At 61.3% G+C, this 21,447-nt stretch carries 23 protein-coding genes and 1 tRNA gene; 14 read left to right on the top strand and 10 right to left on the bottom strand.

Annotation, left to right across the window (positions count from 1 at the left end; genetic code table 11):
- The first annotated feature begins 4 nt into the window (after positions 1-4).
- Both BTE54_RS12145 and BTE54_RS12140 read left to right on the top strand, forming a co-directional pair.
- Positions 5-391, top strand: coding sequence for a TIGR02300 family protein (locus BTE54_RS12145; RefSeq protein WP_003522472.1), 387 nt, complete (start codon positions 5-7; stop codon positions 389-391).
- Positions 392-543: 152 nt separating this feature from the next.
- Positions 544-619 (top strand) — tRNA-Ala (locus tag BTE54_RS12140).
- Between the two features lie 76 nt (positions 620-695).
- On the opposite strand, the gene BTE54_RS12135 is transcribed toward BTE54_RS12140, so the two are convergent.
- Both BTE54_RS12135 and BTE54_RS12130 read right to left on the bottom strand, forming a co-directional pair.
- Positions 696-1,196, bottom strand: a complete 501-nt coding sequence (locus BTE54_RS12135) for a hypothetical protein (protein WP_078052623.1) — start codon at positions 1,194-1,196, stop codon at positions 696-698.
- Positions 1,197-1,269: 73 nt separating this feature from the next.
- Positions 1,270-1,644 carry a PAS domain-containing protein gene (locus tag BTE54_RS12130; protein WP_078052622.1) on the bottom strand — a complete coding sequence of 125 codons (375 nt, stop codon included), beginning with the start codon at positions 1,642-1,644 and terminating at the stop codon, positions 1,270-1,272.
- Between the two features lie 206 nt (positions 1,645-1,850).
- Here BTE54_RS12130 and BTE54_RS12125 point away from each other — a divergent pair, with 206 nt between their 5' ends.
- From BTE54_RS12125 to BTE54_RS12095, 7 genes are all read left to right on the top strand, one after another.
- Positions 1,851-2,753, top strand: coding sequence for a hypothetical protein (locus tag BTE54_RS12125; protein WP_003522469.1), 903 nt, complete (start codon positions 1,851-1,853; stop codon positions 2,751-2,753).
- Between the two features lie 69 nt (positions 2,754-2,822).
- Positions 2,823-3,794, top strand: a complete 972-nt coding sequence (gene nadA, locus BTE54_RS12120) for a quinolinate synthase NadA (protein ID WP_003522468.1) — start codon at positions 2,823-2,825, stop codon at positions 3,792-3,794.
- On the top strand, positions 3,791-5,362 hold the full coding sequence (locus BTE54_RS12115; RefSeq protein WP_078052620.1) for an L-aspartate oxidase: 1,572 nt from the start codon (positions 3,791-3,793) through the stop codon (positions 5,360-5,362). The genes nadA and BTE54_RS12115 overlap by 4 nt, the downstream gene beginning before the upstream one ends.
- Position 5,363: 1 nt before the next feature.
- Positions 5,364-6,221, top strand: a complete 858-nt coding sequence (nadC, locus tag BTE54_RS12110; protein ID WP_078052619.1) for a carboxylating nicotinate-nucleotide diphosphorylase — start codon at positions 5,364-5,366, stop codon at positions 6,219-6,221.
- Positions 6,222-6,371: 150 nt separating this feature from the next.
- On the top strand, positions 6,372-6,623 hold the full coding sequence (locus tag BTE54_RS12105) for a GlsB/YeaQ/YmgE family stress response membrane protein (protein ID WP_003522465.1): 252 nt from the start codon (positions 6,372-6,374) through the stop codon (positions 6,621-6,623).
- Positions 6,624-6,635: 12 nt separating this feature from the next.
- Complete coding sequence (locus BTE54_RS12100) at positions 6,636-7,046, top strand: DUF3597 domain-containing protein (RefSeq protein ID WP_065657363.1); 411 nt, start codon at positions 6,636-6,638, stop codon at positions 7,044-7,046.
- 22 nt (positions 7,047-7,068) lie between these two features.
- Positions 7,069-7,257 carry a hypothetical protein gene (locus BTE54_RS12095; protein WP_003522463.1) on the top strand — a complete coding sequence of 63 codons (189 nt, stop codon included), beginning with the start codon at positions 7,069-7,071 and terminating at the stop codon, positions 7,255-7,257.
- 233 nt (positions 7,258-7,490) lie between these two features.
- On the opposite strand, the gene cydX is transcribed toward BTE54_RS12095, so the two are convergent.
- The 7 genes from cydX to BTE54_RS12060 all read right to left on the bottom strand — a co-directional run bounded on the left by cydX (position 7,491) and on the right by BTE54_RS12060 (position 16,016).
- Complete coding sequence (gene cydX, locus BTE54_RS12090) at positions 7,491-7,613, bottom strand: cytochrome bd-I oxidase subunit CydX (RefSeq protein ID WP_003508602.1); 123 nt, start codon at positions 7,611-7,613, stop codon at positions 7,491-7,493.
- 22 nt (positions 7,614-7,635) lie between these two features.
- A complete protein-coding gene (gene cydB / locus BTE54_RS12085) occupies positions 7,636-8,793 on the bottom strand; it encodes a cytochrome d ubiquinol oxidase subunit II (protein WP_078052618.1) in 1,158 nt (385 codons plus the stop codon).
- Positions 8,794-8,799: 6 nt separating this feature from the next.
- Complete coding sequence (locus BTE54_RS12080) at positions 8,800-10,377, bottom strand: cytochrome ubiquinol oxidase subunit I (RefSeq protein WP_078052673.1); 1,578 nt, start codon at positions 10,375-10,377, stop codon at positions 8,800-8,802.
- 67 nt (positions 10,378-10,444) lie between these two features.
- A complete protein-coding gene (gene cydC / locus BTE54_RS12075; protein WP_078052617.1) occupies positions 10,445-12,136 on the bottom strand; it encodes a thiol reductant ABC exporter subunit CydC in 1,692 nt (563 codons plus the stop codon).
- Positions 12,133-13,929 carry a thiol reductant ABC exporter subunit CydD gene (cydD, locus tag BTE54_RS12070; protein WP_143240714.1) on the bottom strand — a complete coding sequence of 599 codons (1,797 nt, stop codon included), beginning with the start codon at positions 13,927-13,929 and terminating at the stop codon, positions 12,133-12,135. Before cydD ends, cydC begins: the two co-directional genes overlap by 4 nt.
- A 17-nt stretch (positions 13,930-13,946) precedes the next feature.
- On the bottom strand, positions 13,947-14,525 hold the full coding sequence (locus BTE54_RS12065; protein ID WP_078052616.1) for a GbsR/MarR family transcriptional regulator: 579 nt from the start codon (positions 14,523-14,525) through the stop codon (positions 13,947-13,949).
- Between the two features lie 459 nt (positions 14,526-14,984).
- Positions 14,985-16,016 carry an L-idonate 5-dehydrogenase gene (locus tag BTE54_RS12060; protein ID WP_003522159.1) on the bottom strand — a complete coding sequence of 344 codons (1,032 nt, stop codon included), beginning with the start codon at positions 16,014-16,016 and terminating at the stop codon, positions 14,985-14,987.
- Positions 16,017-16,236: 220 nt separating this feature from the next.
- On the opposite strand from BTE54_RS12060, the gene BTE54_RS12055 reads away from it, so the two are divergent.
- The 3 genes from BTE54_RS12055 to BTE54_RS12045 all read left to right on the top strand — a co-directional run bounded on the left by BTE54_RS12055 (position 16,237) and on the right by BTE54_RS12045 (position 19,116).
- Entirely contained in the window at positions 16,237-16,992 is a 756-nt protein-coding gene (locus BTE54_RS12055; protein WP_078052671.1) for an SDR family oxidoreductase, read from the top strand.
- 88 nt (positions 16,993-17,080) lie between these two features.
- Positions 17,081-17,974: an NAD(P)-dependent oxidoreductase gene (locus tag BTE54_RS12050; RefSeq protein WP_078052615.1), complete on the top strand. Its 894-nt coding sequence runs from the start codon at positions 17,081-17,083 to the stop codon at positions 17,972-17,974.
- Positions 17,975-18,132: 158 nt separating this feature from the next.
- Complete coding sequence (locus BTE54_RS12045) at positions 18,133-19,116, top strand: aldose 1-epimerase (RefSeq protein ID WP_078052670.1); 984 nt, start codon at positions 18,133-18,135, stop codon at positions 19,114-19,116.
- 18 nt (positions 19,117-19,134) lie between these two features.
- Here the strand turns inward: BTE54_RS12045 and BTE54_RS12040 are convergent, their stop codons facing one another.
- Complete coding sequence (locus BTE54_RS12040; protein WP_003522155.1) at positions 19,135-19,596, bottom strand: Lrp/AsnC family transcriptional regulator; 462 nt, start codon at positions 19,594-19,596, stop codon at positions 19,135-19,137.
- 166 nt (positions 19,597-19,762) lie between these two features.
- Here BTE54_RS12040 and BTE54_RS12035 point away from each other — a divergent pair, with 166 nt between their 5' ends.
- Entirely contained in the window at positions 19,763-20,476 is a 714-nt protein-coding gene (locus BTE54_RS12035; RefSeq protein WP_035223929.1) for an aspartate/glutamate racemase family protein, read from the top strand.
- Positions 20,477-21,247 carry a class II glutamine amidotransferase gene (locus BTE54_RS12030; protein ID WP_078052614.1) on the top strand — a complete coding sequence of 257 codons (771 nt, stop codon included), beginning with the start codon at positions 20,477-20,479 and terminating at the stop codon, positions 21,245-21,247.
- Positions 21,248-21,447: the final 200 nt, after the last annotated feature.

Here is a 21,447-nt window from a genome sequence, read left to right as displayed (position 1 = left end):
GACAGTGGCAAAAGCGGAACTTGGTACCAAGCGCACAGACCCCGATACCGGCAAGAAGTTCTACGATCTGAACCGCGATCCGGTCGTTTCTCCCTACACCGGCAAGTCCTGGCCGCTCTCCTTCTTCGAGGAAAGCACCGCCCAGGCCAAGATGGAGCAGGCTGAAGAAGAGGAAGTGGCGGAAGTCGATACCGAAAACACGGAAGTCGAACTCGTCTCGCTGGAAGATGCCGATGGCGACAACAACGGCGACGATATCCCCGATCTCGGCGACGACGATGACGTCGAAATCGACGATGACGACGACACCTTCCTCGAAACCGACGACGAAGATGACGACGACGACATGTCCGGCATCATCGGCGTATCGGGCGACGACGAAGAAGCTTGATTTTACTTGATAATTCGGCCCGACGACAAAAAAATGACGCCGGGCCGTTTTTTATGCTTGCACTCGTCGGAAAGCCGCAGTAGTAAGCCGCCACCGAACGGAACAACAACCGCTTCGGTTCCCGGAACCGGAAGAAATGCCGGAACCCTTATGGGGCTATAGCTCAGCTGGGAGAGCGCTTGCATGGCATGCAAGAGGTCAGCGGTTCGATCCCGCTTAGCTCCACCAAACCTTCCCAGAAAAAAAATATCTTCCCTTCGGCCAGTCGCTCTTGCGCATATCGCTAGTCCTTCGACCCGATCGCCTATTGCATCAGCGCTCGCACATCCTGCCCGTTGATCCGGCACTCCACGGAACTGCCGGCACCACCTTCCTCCACCGTCCGACATTCCAGATATCTGCCGCGCAGCCGATTCTCCAGCGCCTTGAAGGCGTTGAGGCCGCAGGCGTAACGGCGGCCGTCGGGGCCGGCGCAAACGCGGTTGCGCTCGACATCCTCCACGCCGGCGAGGCGGAATTCCTGACCCTTGAAGGTGAAACGGCTGCTGGAGATGACGCGCAGGCGCTGGTCCGCATGCATTTTCAGCGGATAAAGATCGGGAGGCGTCGGAATGCGCTCGTAATTTTGGCTACGCGGATCGACCCGCACCGGCGAGGTCGTCCAAAGCAGTTCCGTATTGGCCGCAAGGCCTGCTGGCGCCGATGTTGCCTCACCATTGACGAGCGAGGCGATGCGGATGCCGGCTATGCCGAGGCCAATGGCCAGGACGATCTGAAACAGCAAAATTGCGATCTGCCGGACCATGTCACCGCAACATCAAAACAATGAACAAATTAAAATCGATCGGCCGCCGCCTCGCGAAGAGGCCCGCCGCATATCACATCAATAAAATCTTGCCCGCACTGACATCCCGCACCGTGCCCATGGCCATGATCGGAAGCTGGTCGCTGTCCAGGATTACCCGTCCGGTTGTCCGCAACCAGCGGAAGCCGCCAGATTTGAGCTGAATGCGATATTCCTGATCATAAAACACGCCATTTGTCAGCGAATTGTAAACCGCCTTGGCGACGCGTGCGCGCGAGCCGCTTTCTATCTGCGCGATGAAATCCTCGACCGGAATGCCGCGAGCGGCTTTTTCCGGGGAGAATTCGCGCAGGCGGGCCGCCACGGCATCGAGGTAAATCAGGTTTTGCCCGATGTTCCAGGTGTAATAACCCACAAGTGTCTCTTCGAGAGATATATTCTCCAACATCGGCCTTCTACAGTCTGAAATGCTCGTGCGGGTCTGTAACATATCAGATGACGCACGACTAACCACAAGAATTCATCCTTTTGTCTGATGGCGCCCCGTTTTCAGTGAGACTATTTATCGACAGCCCTTTTCTGCCGCCATGTTGGCGAAGCAACCTTCCTGTGCCAAAGAAGATTGATCTTGCGCCAACGACCAGAGGAGCCGCCGTGACCATCGGGCTTGCCCATGCCGAACTCATCGCCGTCGTCACCGCCATCACCACGGATGAGCCGCGGGTCATGACCGTTCGGGAAGGCGCAGCGCTTCCGTCGGGACCGTTCGAATTCGGACACAGAACCCTCCAGAGCGGCTTGCGGGAATGGATTCACGAACAGACCCATCACCCCGTCGGTTATCTCGAACAGCTCTATACTTTCGCCGATCGCGACCGCAACAACGACATTTTAGGCGGCAGAACCATCTCCATCGGTTATCTCGGACTGGTTCGCGAACAGGAGGCCTCCGGCGGCAAACGCCCGCTCTGGCACGGCTGGTACGAATATTTCCCCTGGGAGGATCACCGTCAGGGACGCCCGGAAGTTCTGGACAGCATCATCGACAGGCTGCGCGCCTGGGCGGATTCCGATCCCGCCTCCAAAAGCCAGCGCCATTTGCGGGCGGATTTCACCTTCGGCCTCGATGGCGGAGGCTGGAACGAGGAATTGACCCTGCAGCGTTACGAGTTGCTGTATGAAGCCGGGCTGGTCGAAGAGGCGCAGGGCGAACCGCGGATCAATTTCGGCAGGCCAATGTTTGCCGATCACCGCCGCATCCTTGCCACCGGCATCGCGCGTCTGCGGGCCAAGATCAAATATCGTCCCGTGGTGTTCGAACTGATGGCCGACGCCTTCACACTCCTGCAGCTACAGCGCGCCATCGAGGCACTGGCCGGGCTGACGTTGCACAAGCAGAACTTCCGCCGGCTTATCGAACAGCAGCAACTGGTGGAAGAGACCGGCGAGATGGCGACCGAAACCGGCGGCCGCCCGGCAAAGCTCTTCCGCTTCCGCCAGACCGTTCTCGATGAACGCGCCCTTTCCGGAACGAAACTGCCACTCTCCCGCAATTGACATATGCTCACAATGAGAATATGTCTTTACCCTAGATATACTCAAAAAGAGTATAAATGGGAGAGCACCGTGAACGAGCAGATTTCCGCCGCAAGCCTTTACGACCGCGTTGCCCGCGTCATTCCCAAGGCCGAATGGATGAGCTTTCAGGACGATGTGGAGGCGATCCTCGAGCTGAAGCGCAAGCGCAATGCCGTTATCCTCGCCCATAATTATCAGACACCGGAAATCTTCCACGGCGTCGCCGATATCGTTGGCGACAGCCTTGCCCTTGCCCGCAAGGCGATGGAGGTGGAAGCGGATGTCATCGTTCTGGCCGGCGTGCATTTCATGGCCGAGACGGCGAAACTGCTCAATCCGGAGAAAACCGTGCTCATTCCGGATATGGCCGCCGGTTGTTCGCTGGCCGATTCCATCACGCCCGAGGACATCGCGCTCCTGCGCAAGGCCTATCCCGGCGTTCCGGTCGTGACCTACGTGAACACCTCCGCCGCGGTGAAGGCGGCATCCGATATCTGCTGCACCTCCGGCAATGCCCGTCAGGTGGTGGAATCGCTCGGCGTGCCGCGCGTGCTGATGTTGCCGGATGAATATCTGGCGAAAAACGTAGCGCGGGAAACCAATGTCGAGCTGATCGCCTGGCGCGGCCATTGCGAGGTGCACGAGCTTTTCACCGCCGATGATATTCGCGAATTGCGCGAAAGCCATCCGGGTGTCACCGTACTCGCGCATCCGGAATGTCCGCCCGATGTCGTCGAGGCTGCGGATTTTTCCGGCTCCACCGCCGTCATGTCGGATTATGTCGGCCGCGAGCGCCCCGCCCGCGTGGTGCTTTTGACGGAATGCTCGATGAGCGACAATGTCGCCGTGCATCACCCCGATGTCGAATTCATCCGCCCCTGCAATCTCTGCCCGCATATGAAGCGCATCACGCTTGGCAATATCCGCACGGCGCTGGAGGAAAACCGCCACGAAGTGACGGTCGACCCGGCCATCGCTGTCGCCGCCCGCCGCGCCGTGGAAAGGATGCTGGAAGTATGAGCGAACGCCTCCCGTCGCATACGGGCTGGACGGTCATTGTCGGCAGCGGCATTGCGGGCCTGATGGCGGCGCTGACGCTTGCGCCGCAGCCCGTGCTGCTTCTCACACGCGGCGTTCTGGGCGGCGAGACCTCCAGCGCCTGGGCGCAGGGCGGCATTGCCGCCAGCCTCGGTCCGGACGATAGCGCCGCGCTGCATCTTGCCGATACGCTCGCCGCAGGCGACGGCCTCTGCGACGCGGAAATGGCCGCAGAGATCGTTTCCGCCGCCCCCGCCGTCATCGAGGCGCTGGAGCGGGCCGGGGTGCGCTTCGACCGGGATGTCGAAGGCAGGCTCGTTTTCGGGCTGGAGGCCGCCCATGGCAGAAGGCGCATCCTGCATGCCGAAGGGGACGGGTCAGGCGCGGCCATCGTCAGGGCTCTCGCCGCCGCCGTTCTTCGCACGCCGTCCATAACCGTTCTGGAAGGCACGGAGGTTCGCCGCCTGCTGACGGAAGACGGCGTCGTCGTTGGTCTCGCCTGCATCGGGCCAAAAGGCTGCTTCACTTTGCCGGCAAGCCAGGTCGTTCTCGCCACCGGCGGCCTCGGCGGGCTTTATGAGGCGACGACCAATCCCGCCGGCAATTTCGGGCAGGGCATCGTGCTCGCCGCCCGCGCCGGCGCCATCCTCGCCGATATGGAATTCGTGCAATTCCACCCAACGGCGCTTTCCTCGCCCCGACGGCCGCTGGCGCTGGTGAGCGAAGCGGTGCGGGGTGAAGGCGCGCTGCTTCTCAATGAAAACGGCGAACGTTTCATGGCGGCCGTTCCGGGTGCGGAACTCGCCTCCCGCGATATTGTCGCCCGCGCCATCGACCGCGAAATACTGCGTGGCGGCAAGGTCTTTCTCGATGCCCGCAAGGCGCTCGGCTCCGGCTTTTCCGCTCGCTTCCCCTCGATCGACCTGCTCTGCCGCGAAGCCGGGATAGACCCGGCCCGTGAACTCGTGCCGGTGCGCCCGGCGGTGCATTACCATATGGGCGGCGTCGCCACCGATGGCAGAGGCCGAAGCTCGGTGCCGGGCCTGTGGGTCGCCGGCGAAACCGCCTGCACGGGTCTGCATGGCGCGAACCGGCTTGCCAGCAATTCCCTGCTGGAAGCGGCGGCCATGGGCATGCGTGCCGCAGAAGACATTGCAGGCAGGCAGGCATATGCGGAAAAACGGGCAGTGGATATCGCAACACTCCCGATGCCCGATGTCCCGGCAGCCGACCTCTCACCCGTCCGGCACATCGTTTCCCGCCATCTCGGCATCGCAAGACATGCGGAAGGGCTGACGGGCGCGATCCGCGATCTTCTGCCACTGGCTGAGCGGAACGGCCCGGCATGCGATCCTGCCCTTGTCGCGCTGGCCATCGCCGTCTTTGCGGCGCTGCGCACGGAATCGCGCGGCGCGCATTTCCGCGACGATTTCCCTGAAAAACATGCGACGGCCACGAGGCGCAGGCTGAACCTCAGCGACGTTCTCACCATCGCCCATGAATTTTCCTCTTCCAGCCATTCTTCGGCCAGCCTTGCGCGGAGCGCCTGACATGATCCTTTCACCCCTGCCACGCCTCATCATCGAACCGCTCGTGCGCAATGCTCTTCTGGAAGACCTCGGACTGGCGGGCGACATCACGTCCGTCGCCGTCATTCCCGCCGATCATCGCTCGGTCGTCGTCATGGCCGCGCGCGAACCGGGCGTTATCGCCGGTCTCGACGCGGCAGAACTCGCTTTCCAGCTCGTGGATCCGGCCATCGCGATGAAACGGCATGTGCAGGATGGGGCCGCCGTGACGCCTGGCGATATCATCGCAACGATCGAAGGTCCCTCACGCGGCCTTCTGACGGCGGAGCGCACGGCGCTGAATTTCCTCGGCCACCTGTCGGGCATCGCTTCCGTCACCGCAAAAATCGCTGCCGCCATTGCCGGCACCAAGGCCTCGGTCGCCTGCACCCGCAAGACGACGCCGGGGCTGAGAGCGCTGGAAAAATATGCCGTGCGCGCCGGCGGCGGCATGAACCATCGTTTTGCGCTTTATGACGCCGTTCTCATCAAGGACAACCATATTGCCGTGGCGGGCGGCGTGCGCGACGCCATCCGCCGGGCCCGGCAGGGCGTGGGACATCTCGTCAAGATCGAGGTGGAGGTCGATACGCTAGCGCAGTTGCGCGAGGTCATGGATGAGGGCGTCGATGCGGTCCTTCTCGACAATATGACACCCGAACAGCTGCGCGAGGCGGTGGGGATCGTCGCCGGTCGCGCCATTACCGAAGCGTCGGGCCGCATCAATCCACAGACGGCCGCAGCCATCGCCGCAACCGGCATCGATCTCATCTCCGTCGGCTGGCTGACCCACAGCGCGCCGGTTCTCGATATCGGCCTCGACTTTCAAAGCCAGAGCTAAAGAATATGCGGCGCATAGTTCGCCGCACGGAACCAATCGCCCATGTCGCCGTTATTGCTCCGCCTGGGGTCTATTCAAGGCGGGGGGATCAGTGCGCGCAAAAGCCTGTCCATATGCCTGCGGACCTCTCTTACAAAGGAAAGGCTTGTTATGGAAGACGCACAAGTTGGCTGGATTGCAGCAATCATCATCGGCGGCGTAGCCGGTTGGCTGGCCGAACAGTTCATGAAAAGCAATATGGGTCTTTTCATGAACATTATCCTCGGCATTGTCGGCGCCATCGTCGCCAATTTCCTTCTGGGGCTCGTGGGCATTTCGCTCGGAGGCTGGATTGGCTATCTCATCGCCGGCTTCATCGGCGCCTGCATTCTCATCGCCGTCGGGCGGGCATTTCGCCGCTAAGGGGAGGACACCATGAGCTTTTTCGACAAGATCAAGAACGCTATTTTCGGCAAGGCCGAAGCCGCACCGCAGACTTCGGCTCCGGCCGGCACGCCGGCAGCCACGGCAAGCCCGGCCGCACCGGCCGCACCCGCTCCGACAGCCGCGGCTCCGGCTCCCACCGGCAATGTCGACGTCGCTTCAATCCTGGATGCGGCGGTCAAGCAGAACGGCCAGAAACTCGACTGGAAACATTCGATCGTCGACCTTCTGAAAGCGCTCAATCTGGACAGCAGCCTCAGCGCCCGAAAGGAACTGGCCGGCGAACTCGGCTATACCGGCGACACCTCGGATTCCGCGACCATGAACATCTGGCTGCACAAGGCCGTCATCAAGAAACTGTCCGAAAACGGCGGCAAGGTTCCGGCCGACCTTCTGGATTGAACCGATAAACGGGAGCGCCGTGATGGACGACTATTCCAGCCTTCGAGAGCAGATCGGCCAGGACCTCGACACCCTGCACAGGACCGAGAATCCGAAATCGATCTTCGAGATCGCCGACGACTATCTTCTGGGAAATCCAAATCTCAAGAGGGCCATCGTCGAAGACATCATCAAGGAAGAAGCGGACAAGCGCGGCATCGCGATCCACTGACGCCGCGCGTCGCAGGCACGGCAGTTATAGCAAAAGGGGCGGTATCCAAACCGGATGCCGCCCTTGTATATTTGGCGGAGTTGCATCATCCGCACTCCGTCACCCCGGACCAGATCCGGGGTCCAGCGCGATCAAGGCCTTGATCGCGAGAAACTCTTTTCACGGCGCAGACGCGCCGTGGCTGGATGCCGGATCTAGTCCGGCATGACGGGGGAGAGGATTCCGCCAAAGCCCTATTTATCCAGCTTCGCTTCGGCCTTTTTCGCGTTTTCTTCCATCAGCTCATACCACATGGCGTTCATGACGGCGAAGATGGCGGCGAGAGGCAGGCCGAGCAGCCAGGCGAAATACCACATGTTCGATCTCCTTCTTTCTCAATCAATAAGCATGACCGCTGTCGTCGCGGATCGCCTTTTCATCCACCTTGCCCCACAGCACGCGATAGACCCATGACGTATAGGCAACGATGATCGGGATGAAGATGAGGGCGACGACCAGCATGATGAACAGCGTCATATGGCTGGAAGATGCATCCCACACCGTCAGGCTCGATTTCGGATCGACCGAAGACGGAAGGATGAAGGGAAACATCGTCAGCCCGACAGTTGCGATGATGCCGAAAATCGCGAGCGAGCTGGAAAGCAGCGCCAGCACTTCCCTGCGGGCGCGGAGCAAGACGAAAGCGACGAGCGGAAAGACAAGACCGAGCGCCGGCGCCAGCATCATCCAGGGATGCGCCGCATAATTGGCAAACCAGACACCGCCCGCAACCTCTACCGTCTTCGACAGCGGATTGGACGGACCGTCGGTGACGACCTCCGAGGTGAAGCGATAACCATCGACACCGAGCCACAGAAAGACGCCGCCGAGCGCAAAAAGAACGGTGGTGGCAAGCGCCGCGATGCTGCCGAAACCGCGGGCACGGGCCGCGACTGGACCATCCGTCTTCAGCACCAGCCATGCGGCACCGTGCATGACGAGCATGGCGACGGATACGAGGCCGCAGAGGATGGCGTAAGGGTTCAGAAGCTCGAACAGCGTCGTGCCATCGTAGAAAATCCTGAGGTCGTCATTGAGGTGGAAGGGAACGCCCTGCAGCACATTGCCGATGGCCACGCCGAAGATTAGCGCCGGAACGAAGCCGCCGATGAAGAGCGCCCAGTCCCAGCCGGTGCGCCAGGCGGCGCTTTCCCGCTTGGAGCGATATTTGAAACCGACCGGCCGCAGGATCAGCGCAAACAGGGTGGCGAACATCGCCAGGTAAAACCCTGAAAACGACACTGCATAAAGCGGCGGCCACGCGGCGAAGATCGCGCCGCCGCCAAGGATGAGCCAGACCTGATTGCCTTCCCAGACGGGGCCGATGGAATTTATGACGACACGCCGCTCGATATCCGTTTTCGCCACGAAGGGCAGCAACGCGCCGGTACCGAGATCGAAACCGCCGGTCACGGCAAAACCGATCAGCACCACGCCAAGCAGCAGCCACCAGATGACGCGGAGGATTTCGTAGTCGATGAGTTGGTGCAATATCATGATCGTTTACTCCGCAGCGACGAGTTTTTCAGGAACGAGCGGCGCTTCCGGCTCATGGTCCGGCTCGGGCCCCTTGCGGATCGCCTTCAGCATCAGCCCCATTTCGACGATGAACAGCACCGTGTAGATGGCGATGAAACACAGGAGCGTGATGAGGACCGTGGAGGCGCTGAGGCTGGAGACGGCCGCGGCCGTGGGCAGCACGCCCTCGATGATCCATGGCTGGCGGCCGAATTCGGCCACCACCCAGCCCATTTCCGCCGCGATCCACGGCAGGGGAATGGCGAAGACCGCCACTTTCAGCAGCAACGGATAATGATCCAGCCGGCGGCGGGCCGAAAGATAAAAGAATGTCGCCGTCAGAAGGATGAAGAAGATGCCAAGACCAACCATGATGCGGAACGACCAGAACAGGGTCGGCACATGCGGAATCGTATCCGCCGCCGCCTTGGCGATCTGCTCTTCATTCGCCTGGCGCGGATCGTCGACATATCGTTTCAGCAGCAGGGCATAACCGAGCTCATGGCCGAGTTCGGCAAAGGTGCCTCGCACCTCTTCCGGCAACTCCGCGCCTTTGCCGGTGGCCCTCATCTGCATCAACGCGTCATAGGCCTTGATACCGTCGCGGATGCGGGTCTTGGCCTGCTCCATCAGATCGTTGATGCCCGGAATTTGCGTGTCGAGCGAGCGGGTGCCGATGAGGCCCATCACCCACGGGATCTTAACCGCGAAATGCGTTTCGCGTGCTTCCTGATCGGGAAAACCGATGGCCGTGAAGGGCGCCGGTGCCGGCTCGGTTTCCCACATGGCCTCGATGGAGGCGAGCTTCATCTTCTGGTGTTCGGTGGAGAGATAGCCGCTTTCATCACCCAGCACGACGACCGACAGCGCGGACGCCAGACCGAAGGAGGCGGCGACCGTCATCGAGCGCTTGGCGAGATCGACATGACGGCCTTTCAGCACATACCAGGCCGAAACGCCGAGCACGAAGATGGAGGCCGTCACGTAACCCGCAGACACCGTGTGGACGAACTTCGCCTGCGCCACCGGGTTGAACAGGACCTCGAAGAAGTCAGTCACTTCCATGCGCATGGTCTGGGGATTGAAAGCGGAGCCCGTGGGGTTCTGCATCCAGCCATTGGCGATCAATATCCATAGCGCCGAGAAATTCGAACCGAGCGCCACGCACCATGTCGCGACGAGATGGCCGAGTTTCGACAGCTTGTCCCAGCCGAAAAAGAACAGGCCGACGAAGGTGGCTTCCAGGAAGAAGGCCATCATGCCTTCGATCGCCAGCGGCGCACCGAAAATATCGCCGACATAATGGCTGTAGTAACTCCAGTTCATGCCGAACTGGAATTCCATGACAATGCCGGTGGAAACGCCGAGCACGAAGTTGATGCCGAACAAGGTGCCCCAGAATTTCGTCATCTGCCGCCAGACCGTGCGGCCGGTCATGACATAGACCGTTTCCATGATGGCGATCACTACCGATAGTCCGATCGTCAGGGGAACGAATAGAAAGTGATATAAAGCCGTCACTGCAAATTGCAGGCGCGACAGCGCCACTATGTCGAGTTCCATAATCTTACCCACCTTTTCCGGAAGGCCGGCCTTCCACTTCAAAGACGACGCCGGCTCTCAAAAAATCTCAGTCCGGGCGCAGCGTCTCCAGCACTACGCCGTATTCCGGGGTGCCGCTTTGACATTCATCAAATTGACGTCCCTCTTTCAGCACGATGATGCGATCGGCAAATTCCGCCTCGCGGCGATTATGGGTGATCATCACGACAGTCTTTTCCTCTGCCCTCGCAAACAGCCGGGTGAGCACGTCGCGGGCGGTCTCGCCATCCAGCCCTTCCGTCACCTCGTCAAGAAGCCAGAGCGGCCGCTCGGCGAGCAGGAAACGGGCGAGCGCCAGTCGGCGCGACTGACCGCCGGAAAGCCCCTGGCCCGCCTCGCCAAGCCTTGTCTCCAGCCCGGCAGTCAAGGTTTTGACGTGTTCGGCAAGGCCAGCCGCCCCGAGCGCGTCCCATAACTCGGCCCCGGTTGCGGTGGGTTTCGCCAGCCGCAGATTGTCGGCGATGCTGTCGCGGAAAAGCTGGCTTCGCTGCGTCATAAGAGTGGACGGCAGGGCGTTGACCGTGCCCGCTGCCGGCCGCAATTCACCCGCCAGAAGCTGGATGAGGCTTGTCTTGCCCGCACCGCTCTGGCCGATGATGGCAACCCTTTCCCCGGAGGCGATTGCAATGTTGATATTCGTCAGGACCGGATTGTCGTTCCCTTCCCGCTCCAGACGCACGTTTTTTAGCTCTGCCGCCATGCCCTTGGCCGGCGAGACGGGACAGCGGCCTTCAGCCGTTGCCGAAAGACGCGGCGCGGTGCGCTTTGCGGAGAACAATGTGCGCCCCAGCTCCATCGCCCCACGACGCAACGCCGTGAAAGGCTCCAGCGCGGCAAAACAGACGAGCAGCCCGAGTGCTGCGGCCGGCGCGCTCACCGCCCCCTGTTCCGCGAGCCAGGCCATGCCAAGAAGGGCGGCACTCAAAAGAACGGCCGCTGAAACACCAAAGGAAAAACCGGCACTGGTTTCGATACGGTTCAGGGTGTCATCGCAGGCAGAGAGGTAGCCATCCGCCCGTTTCACCGCCGCGACCTGCGCGGAAAGGCGGCCGGTGGTCAAGAGCTCCGTCTGCCCGCTCACGAGATCGGCCGTGCGGGCCCGAAGGGCTTCCAGCCCGATTGCCCGGCGGCGCGAGAATGTTTCCGCCCGCAAGGCGGCGCGAACCGAAATTCCAAGCCCCGCCGCGACGAGGAAAACCGCCGCCAGAATGCCCGCCAGAGGATGGAGAAAAGCAAGCCCGAGGCCTGTCGCGATTGCAGCAAGGACCGCGACGGCGGCGGGAACCAGCACGCGCAGATAAAGCGAATCCAGCGCATCGATATCCGCCGTCAGCCGGTTCAGCAGGCGCGCAGGCCTCGCCTCCAGGGATTTCGCGGCCTGCGGCGCGGCAAAGCCGCGAAACAGCTTTTCCCGAAGTGCTGCAAGCACGGAAAGCGTGGCGTCATGGGTCGTCATGCGTTCGCCGTAACGGGCGGCGGTGCGCGCCAGCGCCAGAAGACGAATGGCGGCCGAAGGCGTAAAGACATCGAAGGCATAGGCAGTCACCGGCAGAAGACCGGCAATTGCCGTTGCGGTGATGAACCAGCCGGAAACGCCGAGAAGGCCGATGCCCGCCAGCACCGTCGTTACCGCAAGAGCCGCGCCCGCCAGGAGCATGCCGCGCCGCGCCGACCAGAACAGGCCGATAATGGGTTTCAATATCGCAAAACGCGCGATCATGGCTGCCCCCTCGAATGGATCGCCGTCATATCCACGATCCTGTCCATGCGCGCCGCAAGCACCGGATCATGGGTCGCGACGATCAATGTCCTGCCATTTGCCAGTTGCAGCAGGTTTTCCGTGACAAGGGCAGCCGTTTCCCGGTCGAGATGGGCTGTCGGCTCATCGGCCAGAACAAGCTGCGTTGCGGGGTCTGCGAAAGCACGCGCAATGGCAAGCCGCACCGCCTCCCCGCCCGAAATTCCATATCCGCCATCGCCGATCTGCAGATCCCGGCGCGCCTGCGACAAGCCATCGAGCCCGGTGCGGCACAGCGTCTCTTCCACCATGCCGTCACTGACAACCGAACGGCCGAAGCGAATATTCGCCTTTAGCGAACCGGCAAAAAAGAACGGCTTCTGGCTGACCCAGCCAATCGTCCTGCGCAGCCCATCGGCCGTCGCATTATCGAGCTTGACGCCACCTATCCTGATCGATCCCTCTCCAGCCTCGGCCAGCCCGGCAATCAAGGAGAGTACAGTGGATTTGCCACAACCGGAAGGCCCGAGAATCGCAACTCTCTCACCCTGCTGAACCGTCAGGTTGAGATTTTGGATGACAGGTGGAGCATTCGGATAAGCGAAGGAGAGATCGTCGATCTCCAGCAGACCGGGCGTCGGGGATGGGACAGACGCCATATCCGCGCCCTCGCCGGCGATGGCCGCACCGCCGGCCGTCAATTTGCCGAGCGCATCAAGCGCTGCTTCACCGGCTGCGCGGTCGTGCCAGACGGCGGAGAGTTCCCGCAGCGGCTCGAAAAAGGCCGGCGCCAGCAGCAGGATGAAAAGGCCTTCGGCAAGCGTCAGCTTGTGGCCCCAGGCGCCGAAATCGAGAAATCCGAGCAGATGGAATCCGATATAGACGGCGGTCATGGCAACGCCGAGCGCTGCGAAAAGCTCCAGCACCGCCGAGGAGAGAAAGGCGATCCTGAGCACCGCCATCGTCCGCGTCTTCAGGTTCTGCGCATCGGCGCTGAGACGTTCCGCCGTCAGATCGACGGCTTTCAGCGTGCGGATCGTTTCCAGTCCGCGCAGGCGGTCGAGCAGGAAGGCATTCATATTGCCCGTCTCGGCAAGCTGCTTTTCGCTGGCAGCCTTGGCCTGCCAGCCGATGAGCGCCATGAAAAGCGGGATGGTTGGCATGGCGAGCAGCAGCACCAGCGCCGCAATCCAGGTAAAGGGCAGGATCGCCAGCACGAAAACCAGCGGCACGATGGTCGCCTTCATCCGCGCCGGCTGGAAACGGGAAAGATAAGGCACCAGCGCTTCCGCCGCCTCGGCCACGACGCCTGCCGCCTCACCGGAGGCAGTGCGCGACAGATCGAGCGGGGAAACCTTCGCCACAGCCTGCAGCGCTTCCAGCCGCCGCTGCGACAGCACGGTACGGGCAGCGCGAAACGACAGCCGCGCCGCGATCTTTTCCAGCCATGCCTTGATGAGGCCGAGGATGAGAACCGCAGCCGCAGCCGGCACAATCGCCATCATCGGCGCGCCATCGGCAATTCTTCCGACTGAAAAGGCAAGCAAACCTGCCTGCGGCAACCAGAGTAAAGCCGCCAGCACATGCAGCAAGGCAACGGATCTCCCAACCGCCGGCGCGCCTGTCATTTTCGCCCGCCCGGCGGCTCTGTCGCGAGAGGTTTTGCGATTGGCATTGCTGAAGAAGCGCCGACGCGTCGCATCGGGCGAGACTCCAACCGGAGCGGGACAGAGTGCGCCATCACCATCGGCCCCCTGACGGATTTCCACGGACATGCTCACGGCCGTTCTCCTCACCCGTCCTTCTTCGCGCCACGGGGTCTTGCGAGGGAGACGATCTTGTCCTTGGCCTCCAGAAGCCTCGTAACCTTCGAACCGAGCGCCAGAAGCGAAGCCAGCCTTTCCGTCTCCAGCCGCTTCACATCGTCATACCAGCCGGTCAGCTGCTCGATCAGCGTCTTCATCTCGTCGATGCGCTTTTGCGCATGCCGCTCATCTTCGTTTTCCGGCGTCTCCATCAGAATTTCGCGCAGCACGCTGAGCGTGGGATCGATCTCGCGCTTCTTGCGCTCTTCGGCAAGGGTGCGGAGAATTTGCCAGACATCGTCAGGCGTCGTGAAAAAATCGCGCCGGTCGCCGGGAAAATGCTTGAGAATTGCAAGGTTCCACGCCTGCAACTCCTTCAGACTCATCGACACGTTGGAACGGGAAATGCCGAGCGCCTCCACAATCTCGTCCGCACACAATGGCTGCGGCGAAATATAAAGCAAAGCATAGACTTGGCCGACGGTGCGGTTAATGCCCCAGCGGCTGCCCATCTCACCGAAATGCAGCACGAAGGACTGAACGAGCGGGGACAGGCTGGTTGGCATTTTTACGTTTCCTGAATTTTCAGTAATTTCTGAAATTTCGATAACGCAAAAAACGACGAGCAGCAAATCACCTTTTTGACCTGCGTCAAAATGTGCAAACGGGCAGAGACGACCTCGGTAAAGACGGTCGTGGGTGCAGCCCGGGGCAAAATATGCGGCAGTGGCGTTAGGGGTATGACAGGCTGGGGCGTTTGCTGGCGTCCGTCACTTTCCCACCGTCATTCCGGCTTTGAGCCGGAATCCAGCCAGCCCAAGTCCTTGGGCTGAAAGGACTCTCTCGCCGCGCAGACGCGCGTCGACTAGATTCCGGCTCAAGGCCGGAATGACGTACCTAAAGCAGTTGATGATATCGATAACATCATCACGAGTCTCCACGGGCAAGAACCCGCCGAAAAAATCGGCGGCGGGATGACCCGCCGCCGATCAAAACGTCGGCGCATTCGCGCGTAGAAACCTTACTTACGAAAAAGCGATCTGCACCTTCATCGCACGGCTGCGGTCCGAGGCGAATTCGAAGGCCGAGATGGCGTCGGCGAGATCGACGGTCTGGGTGATGAACGGCTTGACGTCGATCAGGCCCTTGCGCATCAATTCGACCCCGGTGGCGAATTCCTCGTGGAAGCGGAAAGAGCCGCGCAGATCCAGTTCCTTGGCGGTGATCGCCATCATCGGCAGGCTCATATCGCCGCCAAGACCGAGCTGGACGATGATGCCGCGCGGACGAAGCGCCGCAATACCGCCGGCAAGCGCCACGGCGGCGCCAGAGCATTCATAAAGAACATCGAACGTTCCCTTGTTCGCGCCATAGGCGGCAAGTGCGTCGGGCTCATCCTTGCTGTTGATGACACGATCCGCACCGGCCTCACGCGCCTTGGCAAGCGTGAAATCGGAAAGATCGGTGGCGACAATCTCAGCCGCGCCGGCGCGGCGGGCCGCCAGAATGGAGAGGATGCCGATAGGGCCGCAGCCGGTGACGAGCACGCGTTTCCCCAGCAAATCGCCCGCGCGGCGCGTGGCATGCAGCGTCACCGCCAGCGGTTCCGCCATGGCCGCCTCACCGGCGCTCAGACCATCGGCCGGCACGCATTGCAGGGCGTCGGCCACCAGAACCTCACGGAAAGCGCCCTGAATATGCGGGAAAGGCATGGCGCTGCCATAAAAGCGCATGTTGAGGCACTGGTTGTGCAGACCTTCCTGGCAAAAGCGGCAGGTTCGGCATGGGCGGGACGGCGAAACGGCAACCAGACCGCCGACTTTCAACCCCTCCACGCCCTCGCCCAGTTCTTCGATGACGGCGGAGACCTCATGGCCGAGCACCATGGGTTCACGAAGCCGCACCGCGCCGAAGCCGCCATGGTTGTAATAATGCAGATCGCTGCCGCAAATTCCGCCCCGGACCAGACGAAGCCGCACTTCTCCCGGGCCCGGCGCTTCCTCGGGCCGCTCCTCGATGCGCACATCCTTCGCCCCATGGGCAACAATCGCTCTCATAAATATCTCCCGTTCGACATCGCGCCTGAGCGGCGCGACAAAATAATCCGCATCCCTGTCACCGCCGCCTGCCGCGCATTTGCACGTCGTGCGGCCTCCCCGCCCGCCCAATCCGTACCGAAACCGGGCGTTTAAGCCTTGACATCCACGTCTGAAAGGGATGAATGTTATCGATAACATAAACCTGTATGAATGCAATGTCGAGAGACTGGAGGAAACAGTGGGCCTTAAATTGTTCGATCTTTCCGGCCGCCGCGCCCTGATCACGGGTTCGTCCCAGGGCATCGGCTTCGCGCTGGCGCAAGGGCTGGCGGAAGCCGGAGCGGAAGTGGTGCTGAACGGGCGCGACGAGGGGAAGCTGGAAGCCGCCGCCGCCGGCATCAAGGGCGCGAAAACGCTTGCCTTCGACGCCACCGATCATGAAGCGGTGCGCAAGGCCATCGACGGTTTCGAGGCGGAAGTCGGTCCCATCGATATTCTGGTCAACAATGCCGGCATGCAGCACCGCACGCCGCTCGAGGATTTTCCGGCAGATGCCTTCGAGCGCCTGTTGCAGACCAACATCGCCTCGGTGTTCCATGCCGGACAGGCGGCCGCGCGCCACATGATCAGCCGCGGCCGTGGCAAGATCATCAACATCGCCAGCGTTCAGACCGCCCTTGCCCGCCCCGGCATCGCGCCCTACACCGCCACCAAGGGCGCCGTCGGCAACCTGACGAAAGGCATGGCGACGGACTGGGCCAAATACGGCCTGCAATGCAACGCCATCGCACCCGGTTATTTCGACACGCCGCTCAACGCGGCACTGGTGGCGGACGAGACCTTCTCGGCATGGCTTGAAAAGCGCACGCCCGCCGGTCGCTGGGGCAAGGTCGAAGAGCTTGTCGGCGCCTGCATCTTCCTGTCGTCCGATGCCTCCTCCTTCGTGAACGGACATATTCTCTATGTCGACGGCGGCATCACCGCTTCGCTTTAAAAACACCGAACCCGGATGGCCGGCTGCGGCCGCCATCCGGTTTTGAACAGACGACACCACGACACTTTGGGAGGAGGCCGTGAACACCATGACCGAGAAGAACAAAGTCGCCCTCATCGGCGCTGGCGCCATGGGCGGGGCAATCGGCACACGGCTCATCGAGACCGGAAATCAGTTGACGGTTTTCGATCTGGATGCGGAAAAGGTGGCGGCGCTGACGAGCCTTGGCGCACAGAGCGCGGGTACGGCGGCGGAAGCGGCTTCGGTTTCCGATGTGGTCATCCTCAGCCTCAATTCGCCGAAAATCGTTCGCATCGCCGTCTTCGGCAAGGATGGCGTCGCGGCGGGGGCCAAGCCCGGCACGCTCATCATCGACATGTCCTCCATCGATCCGGAAGCGACGAAGGAACTGGCGGCCGATGCCGCGGAAAAGGGCCTGCGCTGGGTGGACAGCCCGCTTTCGGGCGGCGCGCCCAAGGCGCTCATCGGGCAATTGACGCTGATGGCCGGCGGCAGCGAAACGGATGTGGCCGATGCGCACCGCGTGCTGCGGCATGTGGCCAGCAATTACACTCATATGGGACCCTGCGGCGCGGGGCAGACGACAAAACTCATCAACCAGGTTCTGTGCGGGCTGAACTTCCTTGCGGTGGCGGAAGCAACGCAGCTGGCGCTGGATGCCGGCGTCGATGCCGCCAAAATCCCGCAGGCGCTGAAGGGAGGCCGCGCCGACAGCGCCATCCTGCAGGAATATATGCCGCGCTACGTGGCGAAGGATTACCGCCGCACCGGCCGCATCGACAATATGGTAAAAGACCTCAACGGCGCGCAGGATCTCGCCCGGCGCACCAACACTGCCATGCCGCTGACGGCGGTTTGCGCCGAGGTGCACCGCATGCTGACGGCGGCCGGGCTGGGTGGGGAGGATCAGGCCGCGCTGATGGAATATTTCACCGGCGCGAAACGCACCTTTCCCGACTGATTGCCCGGCAGACATGGATGGCAGGAGCCTGTTGATAGAGCCCTTGCGGGCCCTTAACGGCCATTGCGAAATTGTCCTTCAGCGATGATGATCGGGCGAATCGGCACGGCAGCTGCCCCGATGACCGCAGACGCATGCATGCAAAGGACAATTTCCCGATGACACCCTCCACCACAGGCACGGGGATTGCCGGTCTGACCGTTTCTGGAAACGGTTTCACTGCCGAAATCGCTTACGAGGGCGCGACGCTTTTAAGCTGGCGGCCGGTCTCTGCCGATGGCGGCAAAAGTGAAAATCTTGTCGACGGATATTCGACGCCTGCCGAAATGCAGTCGCAAAATGGCGTGAGAAACGGCATTCTCGCCCCCTTTACCAATCGCATCCCGGATGGTCGGTTCAGTTTTGGCGGGCAGATGCACCACATTGAACCGGTGCTTGCCCATGAAGCCCTCGTCTTCCACGGATTTGCCAGAGCCCTGCCCTTCGCACTTGCCGAGTCTTTCGAGGAAACCGGCGCTCACATTCTCGTCTTCCGCGCCGAAATAGAGCCTGCGGATTTCATGGGTTATCCCTATCGGCTTGCCATCGAGGTGGAATATCGTTTCGCCGGCCATGGGGTCACCATCGACATACGCGGCATCAATCGCGATGACCGGCCCCTGCCTTTCGCCGCCGGCTGGCATCCCTATTTCCGGCTGCCCGGCACCACGTCTATCGATGATCTTCTCCTCACGCTGCCCTCGCGAACGGCAATTGAAACAGACGAGGATCTGATCCCCCTGCAGGACCCACAGGGCGGGATGATCAAACGGGACGACACCCGCTTTCTCCATACGCCGCTGGCCGGCCATGTGCTCGATGTCTGCTTCACCGACCTCATCGCATCCGAAAACGGGCTTTACGAGACGAGGCTCGAAAACCGGCACGACGGCTCGAGCCTGACGGTATGGCAGGAGCGCGGGCACATGCATGTCTTCACCGGCGATACGCTCGCCCGCGACAGGCGCCAATCCATCGCGCTCGAACCGGTGGAAACGCCGACCAACGCCTTCAACCAGCCGGAACTCTCGGATGCGATTACACTGCAACCGGGCGAGACGCGAAGCTTCCGCTTCGGTGTTCGTTTCGAGACGGGGCGCTGATCAAGGCTCGATGATCGCTCAGATATGTGTCGTCGGCAGCGAAGACGACAGCTTCACCGTTTCCATCGAGATATAGGCGGACATGTCGTAAAGCTCGACGCGGCGCAGGATCTGTTTGTAGATCGTGTCGTAATATTCAACATTCGGCAGCACGAGTTTCAAAATATAGTCGAAATTGCCGGTCAGCCGGTGAACCTCGACAATTTCCGGTATGGTGCTGACGGCGGCATGGAACCGGTCCAGCCAGTCCTCCGCATGCAGGCCGGTTCTCACCAGCAGGAAAACCGTGGTCGGCAGGTTGATCTTGCGTCGGTCGAGCAGCGCCATCGTACCCGTCACATAACCTTCCGCCCGCAACCGCGTAATGCGCCGCGAACAGGCGGATAGCGACAGCGACACTTCCTCCGCAATATCGGCGAGCGGCGTTTCTGCGTTTTCCTGGAGAATCGCAAGGATTCGGCGGTCACGGTCATCAATCATCGGCTAAGAATGCACAGGTTAACACAACTGCGCAAGAAATTTGCGATATTTAGAGAAAGTGCGCCCCAATTTTGCACCTACGCCGCGAAATCCGTGCAAAAACGCATGCCGTTTTCGCCCAGAGGATGGCATTATTATTTCAATCAAACTTGATAAGGGAACTCTTATGAAACGGATCGGCCTGATTGGCGGCATGAGCTGGGAATCCACCGCAACCTATTACCGCATGATCAACGAGGCCGTGCGTGACAGCCGCGGCGGGCTGGTTTCGGCCGACATCGTCATGCATTCGCTCGATTTTTCAGAGGTCGTCGCCCTTCAGAAGGCCGATCGCTGGGATGAGGCCGGTGCCCTTCTCGGCGCTGCCGGCGCGCGCCTTGCCAATGCGGGCGCCGATTGCGTGCTGATCTGCACCAACACCATGCATCTGGTCGCGGACACCGTGGAGAAGATGTCCGGCGTGGCGCTGATCGATATCATCGATGAAACCGCCGCAGCCCTGAAGGCGGACGGACGCCGCAAGCCGCTTTTGCTCGCCACCCGCTACACGATGGAACATGGTTTCTACACCGACCGCATGCGCCGCCATGGCGTAGAGGTGGTCGTGCCCGATGCGGAAGACCGCGCCGCGATCCACGACATCATCTTCGGTGAACTTTGCCAGGGCGAAATCAAGTCCTGCTCGCGCGAGCGCTATCTCGCGGTCATCGAGAAGGCCCGCGCACTCGGCGTCGATTCCGTCATTCTCGGCTGCACCGAGATTTCGCTGCTGATCGATCCCGATGCCCTGCCGCTGCCGGGTTACGATTCGACCGCCATTCACGCGAAGGCCGCCGTCGGCTTCGCGCTCGGAAACAAGGCCCTGAACAGAGCCGCATGAATGTGTCGCCTCTTTGCCTATTCCGGTAAGCCGGTCTGGCTCGACAGTCTGCTGATCGAGCCGGAAGCATCGCTGGTCAGCCAGTCCATGGCCGCAAGGGAAGCGAAAACCGTCGTCAATGGCGATGGCTGCGGTCTTGGCTGGTATGGCGAACGCGGAACGCCCGGCGTTTTTCGCGATACGAGGCCCGCTTGGTCCGACGCCAATCTGGCGGCGCTTTGCCACCAACTCCGCTCGGGCATGTTCATGGCCCATGTCCGCTCCGCCACGTCAGGCGAAGTGTCCCGCGCCAACTGCCATCCCTTTGCGCATGGGCGATACCTGTTCATGCATAACGGCCAGATCGGCGGTTACGAGCAGATCAGGCGCGACATCGATTCCCTCATCCCCGACGATATCTATGCGTCGCGACGCGGCACCGGCGACAGCGAAGCGATCTTCCTCATCGCCGCCGGGCATGGCCTCGATACCGAGCCGGTTCGCGCCATTTCCACCGCGCTGCAGCTTTGCCAGGAAAAGATGATGGCGGCAGGTGTTTCTTCCGCACTGCGATTCAGCGCAGTTCTTATGGATGGCGATTGCCTGCATGCCTTCCGCTGGTCGAGCGACGACAAGCCGCCGACACTCTACTGGCGCGGGCTTGATGACGGCATCGCATTGAGTTCCGAACCCTTTTCCTTCGATTGCGCGCCCTGGTGCGCCGTTCCCCCCAATACCAGGGTGACGATCCGCGCCGGCGAGATGGCGATGGAGCCTTTTCTCCTGCCGTAAACAGCGCCACTGGCGATGATCGCAGCCGGTTTTTACACCCGCGCCGCAGTTCGGCGCGGCAGCGGCGCTGCCCTGTTTATTTTCATTGAATTTTCGCAACCGCGAAGGCTAGTGTGTGATCCGATAGTTCGAAACAGATTTCAGGACCGGTGAACCATTTCAGAAGTATTGCAGCCTCTTCCCCTTTTCCGAGCGATGCC

Source organism: Agrobacterium sp. YIC 4121 (assembly GCF_002008205.1).
Classification (GTDB): Bacteria; Pseudomonadota; Alphaproteobacteria; order Rhizobiales; family Rhizobiaceae; genus Agrobacterium; species Agrobacterium leguminum.
The sequence above is the reverse complement of the archived record's forward strand: the minus strand, read 5'-3'. Positions and strand labels throughout refer to the sequence as shown.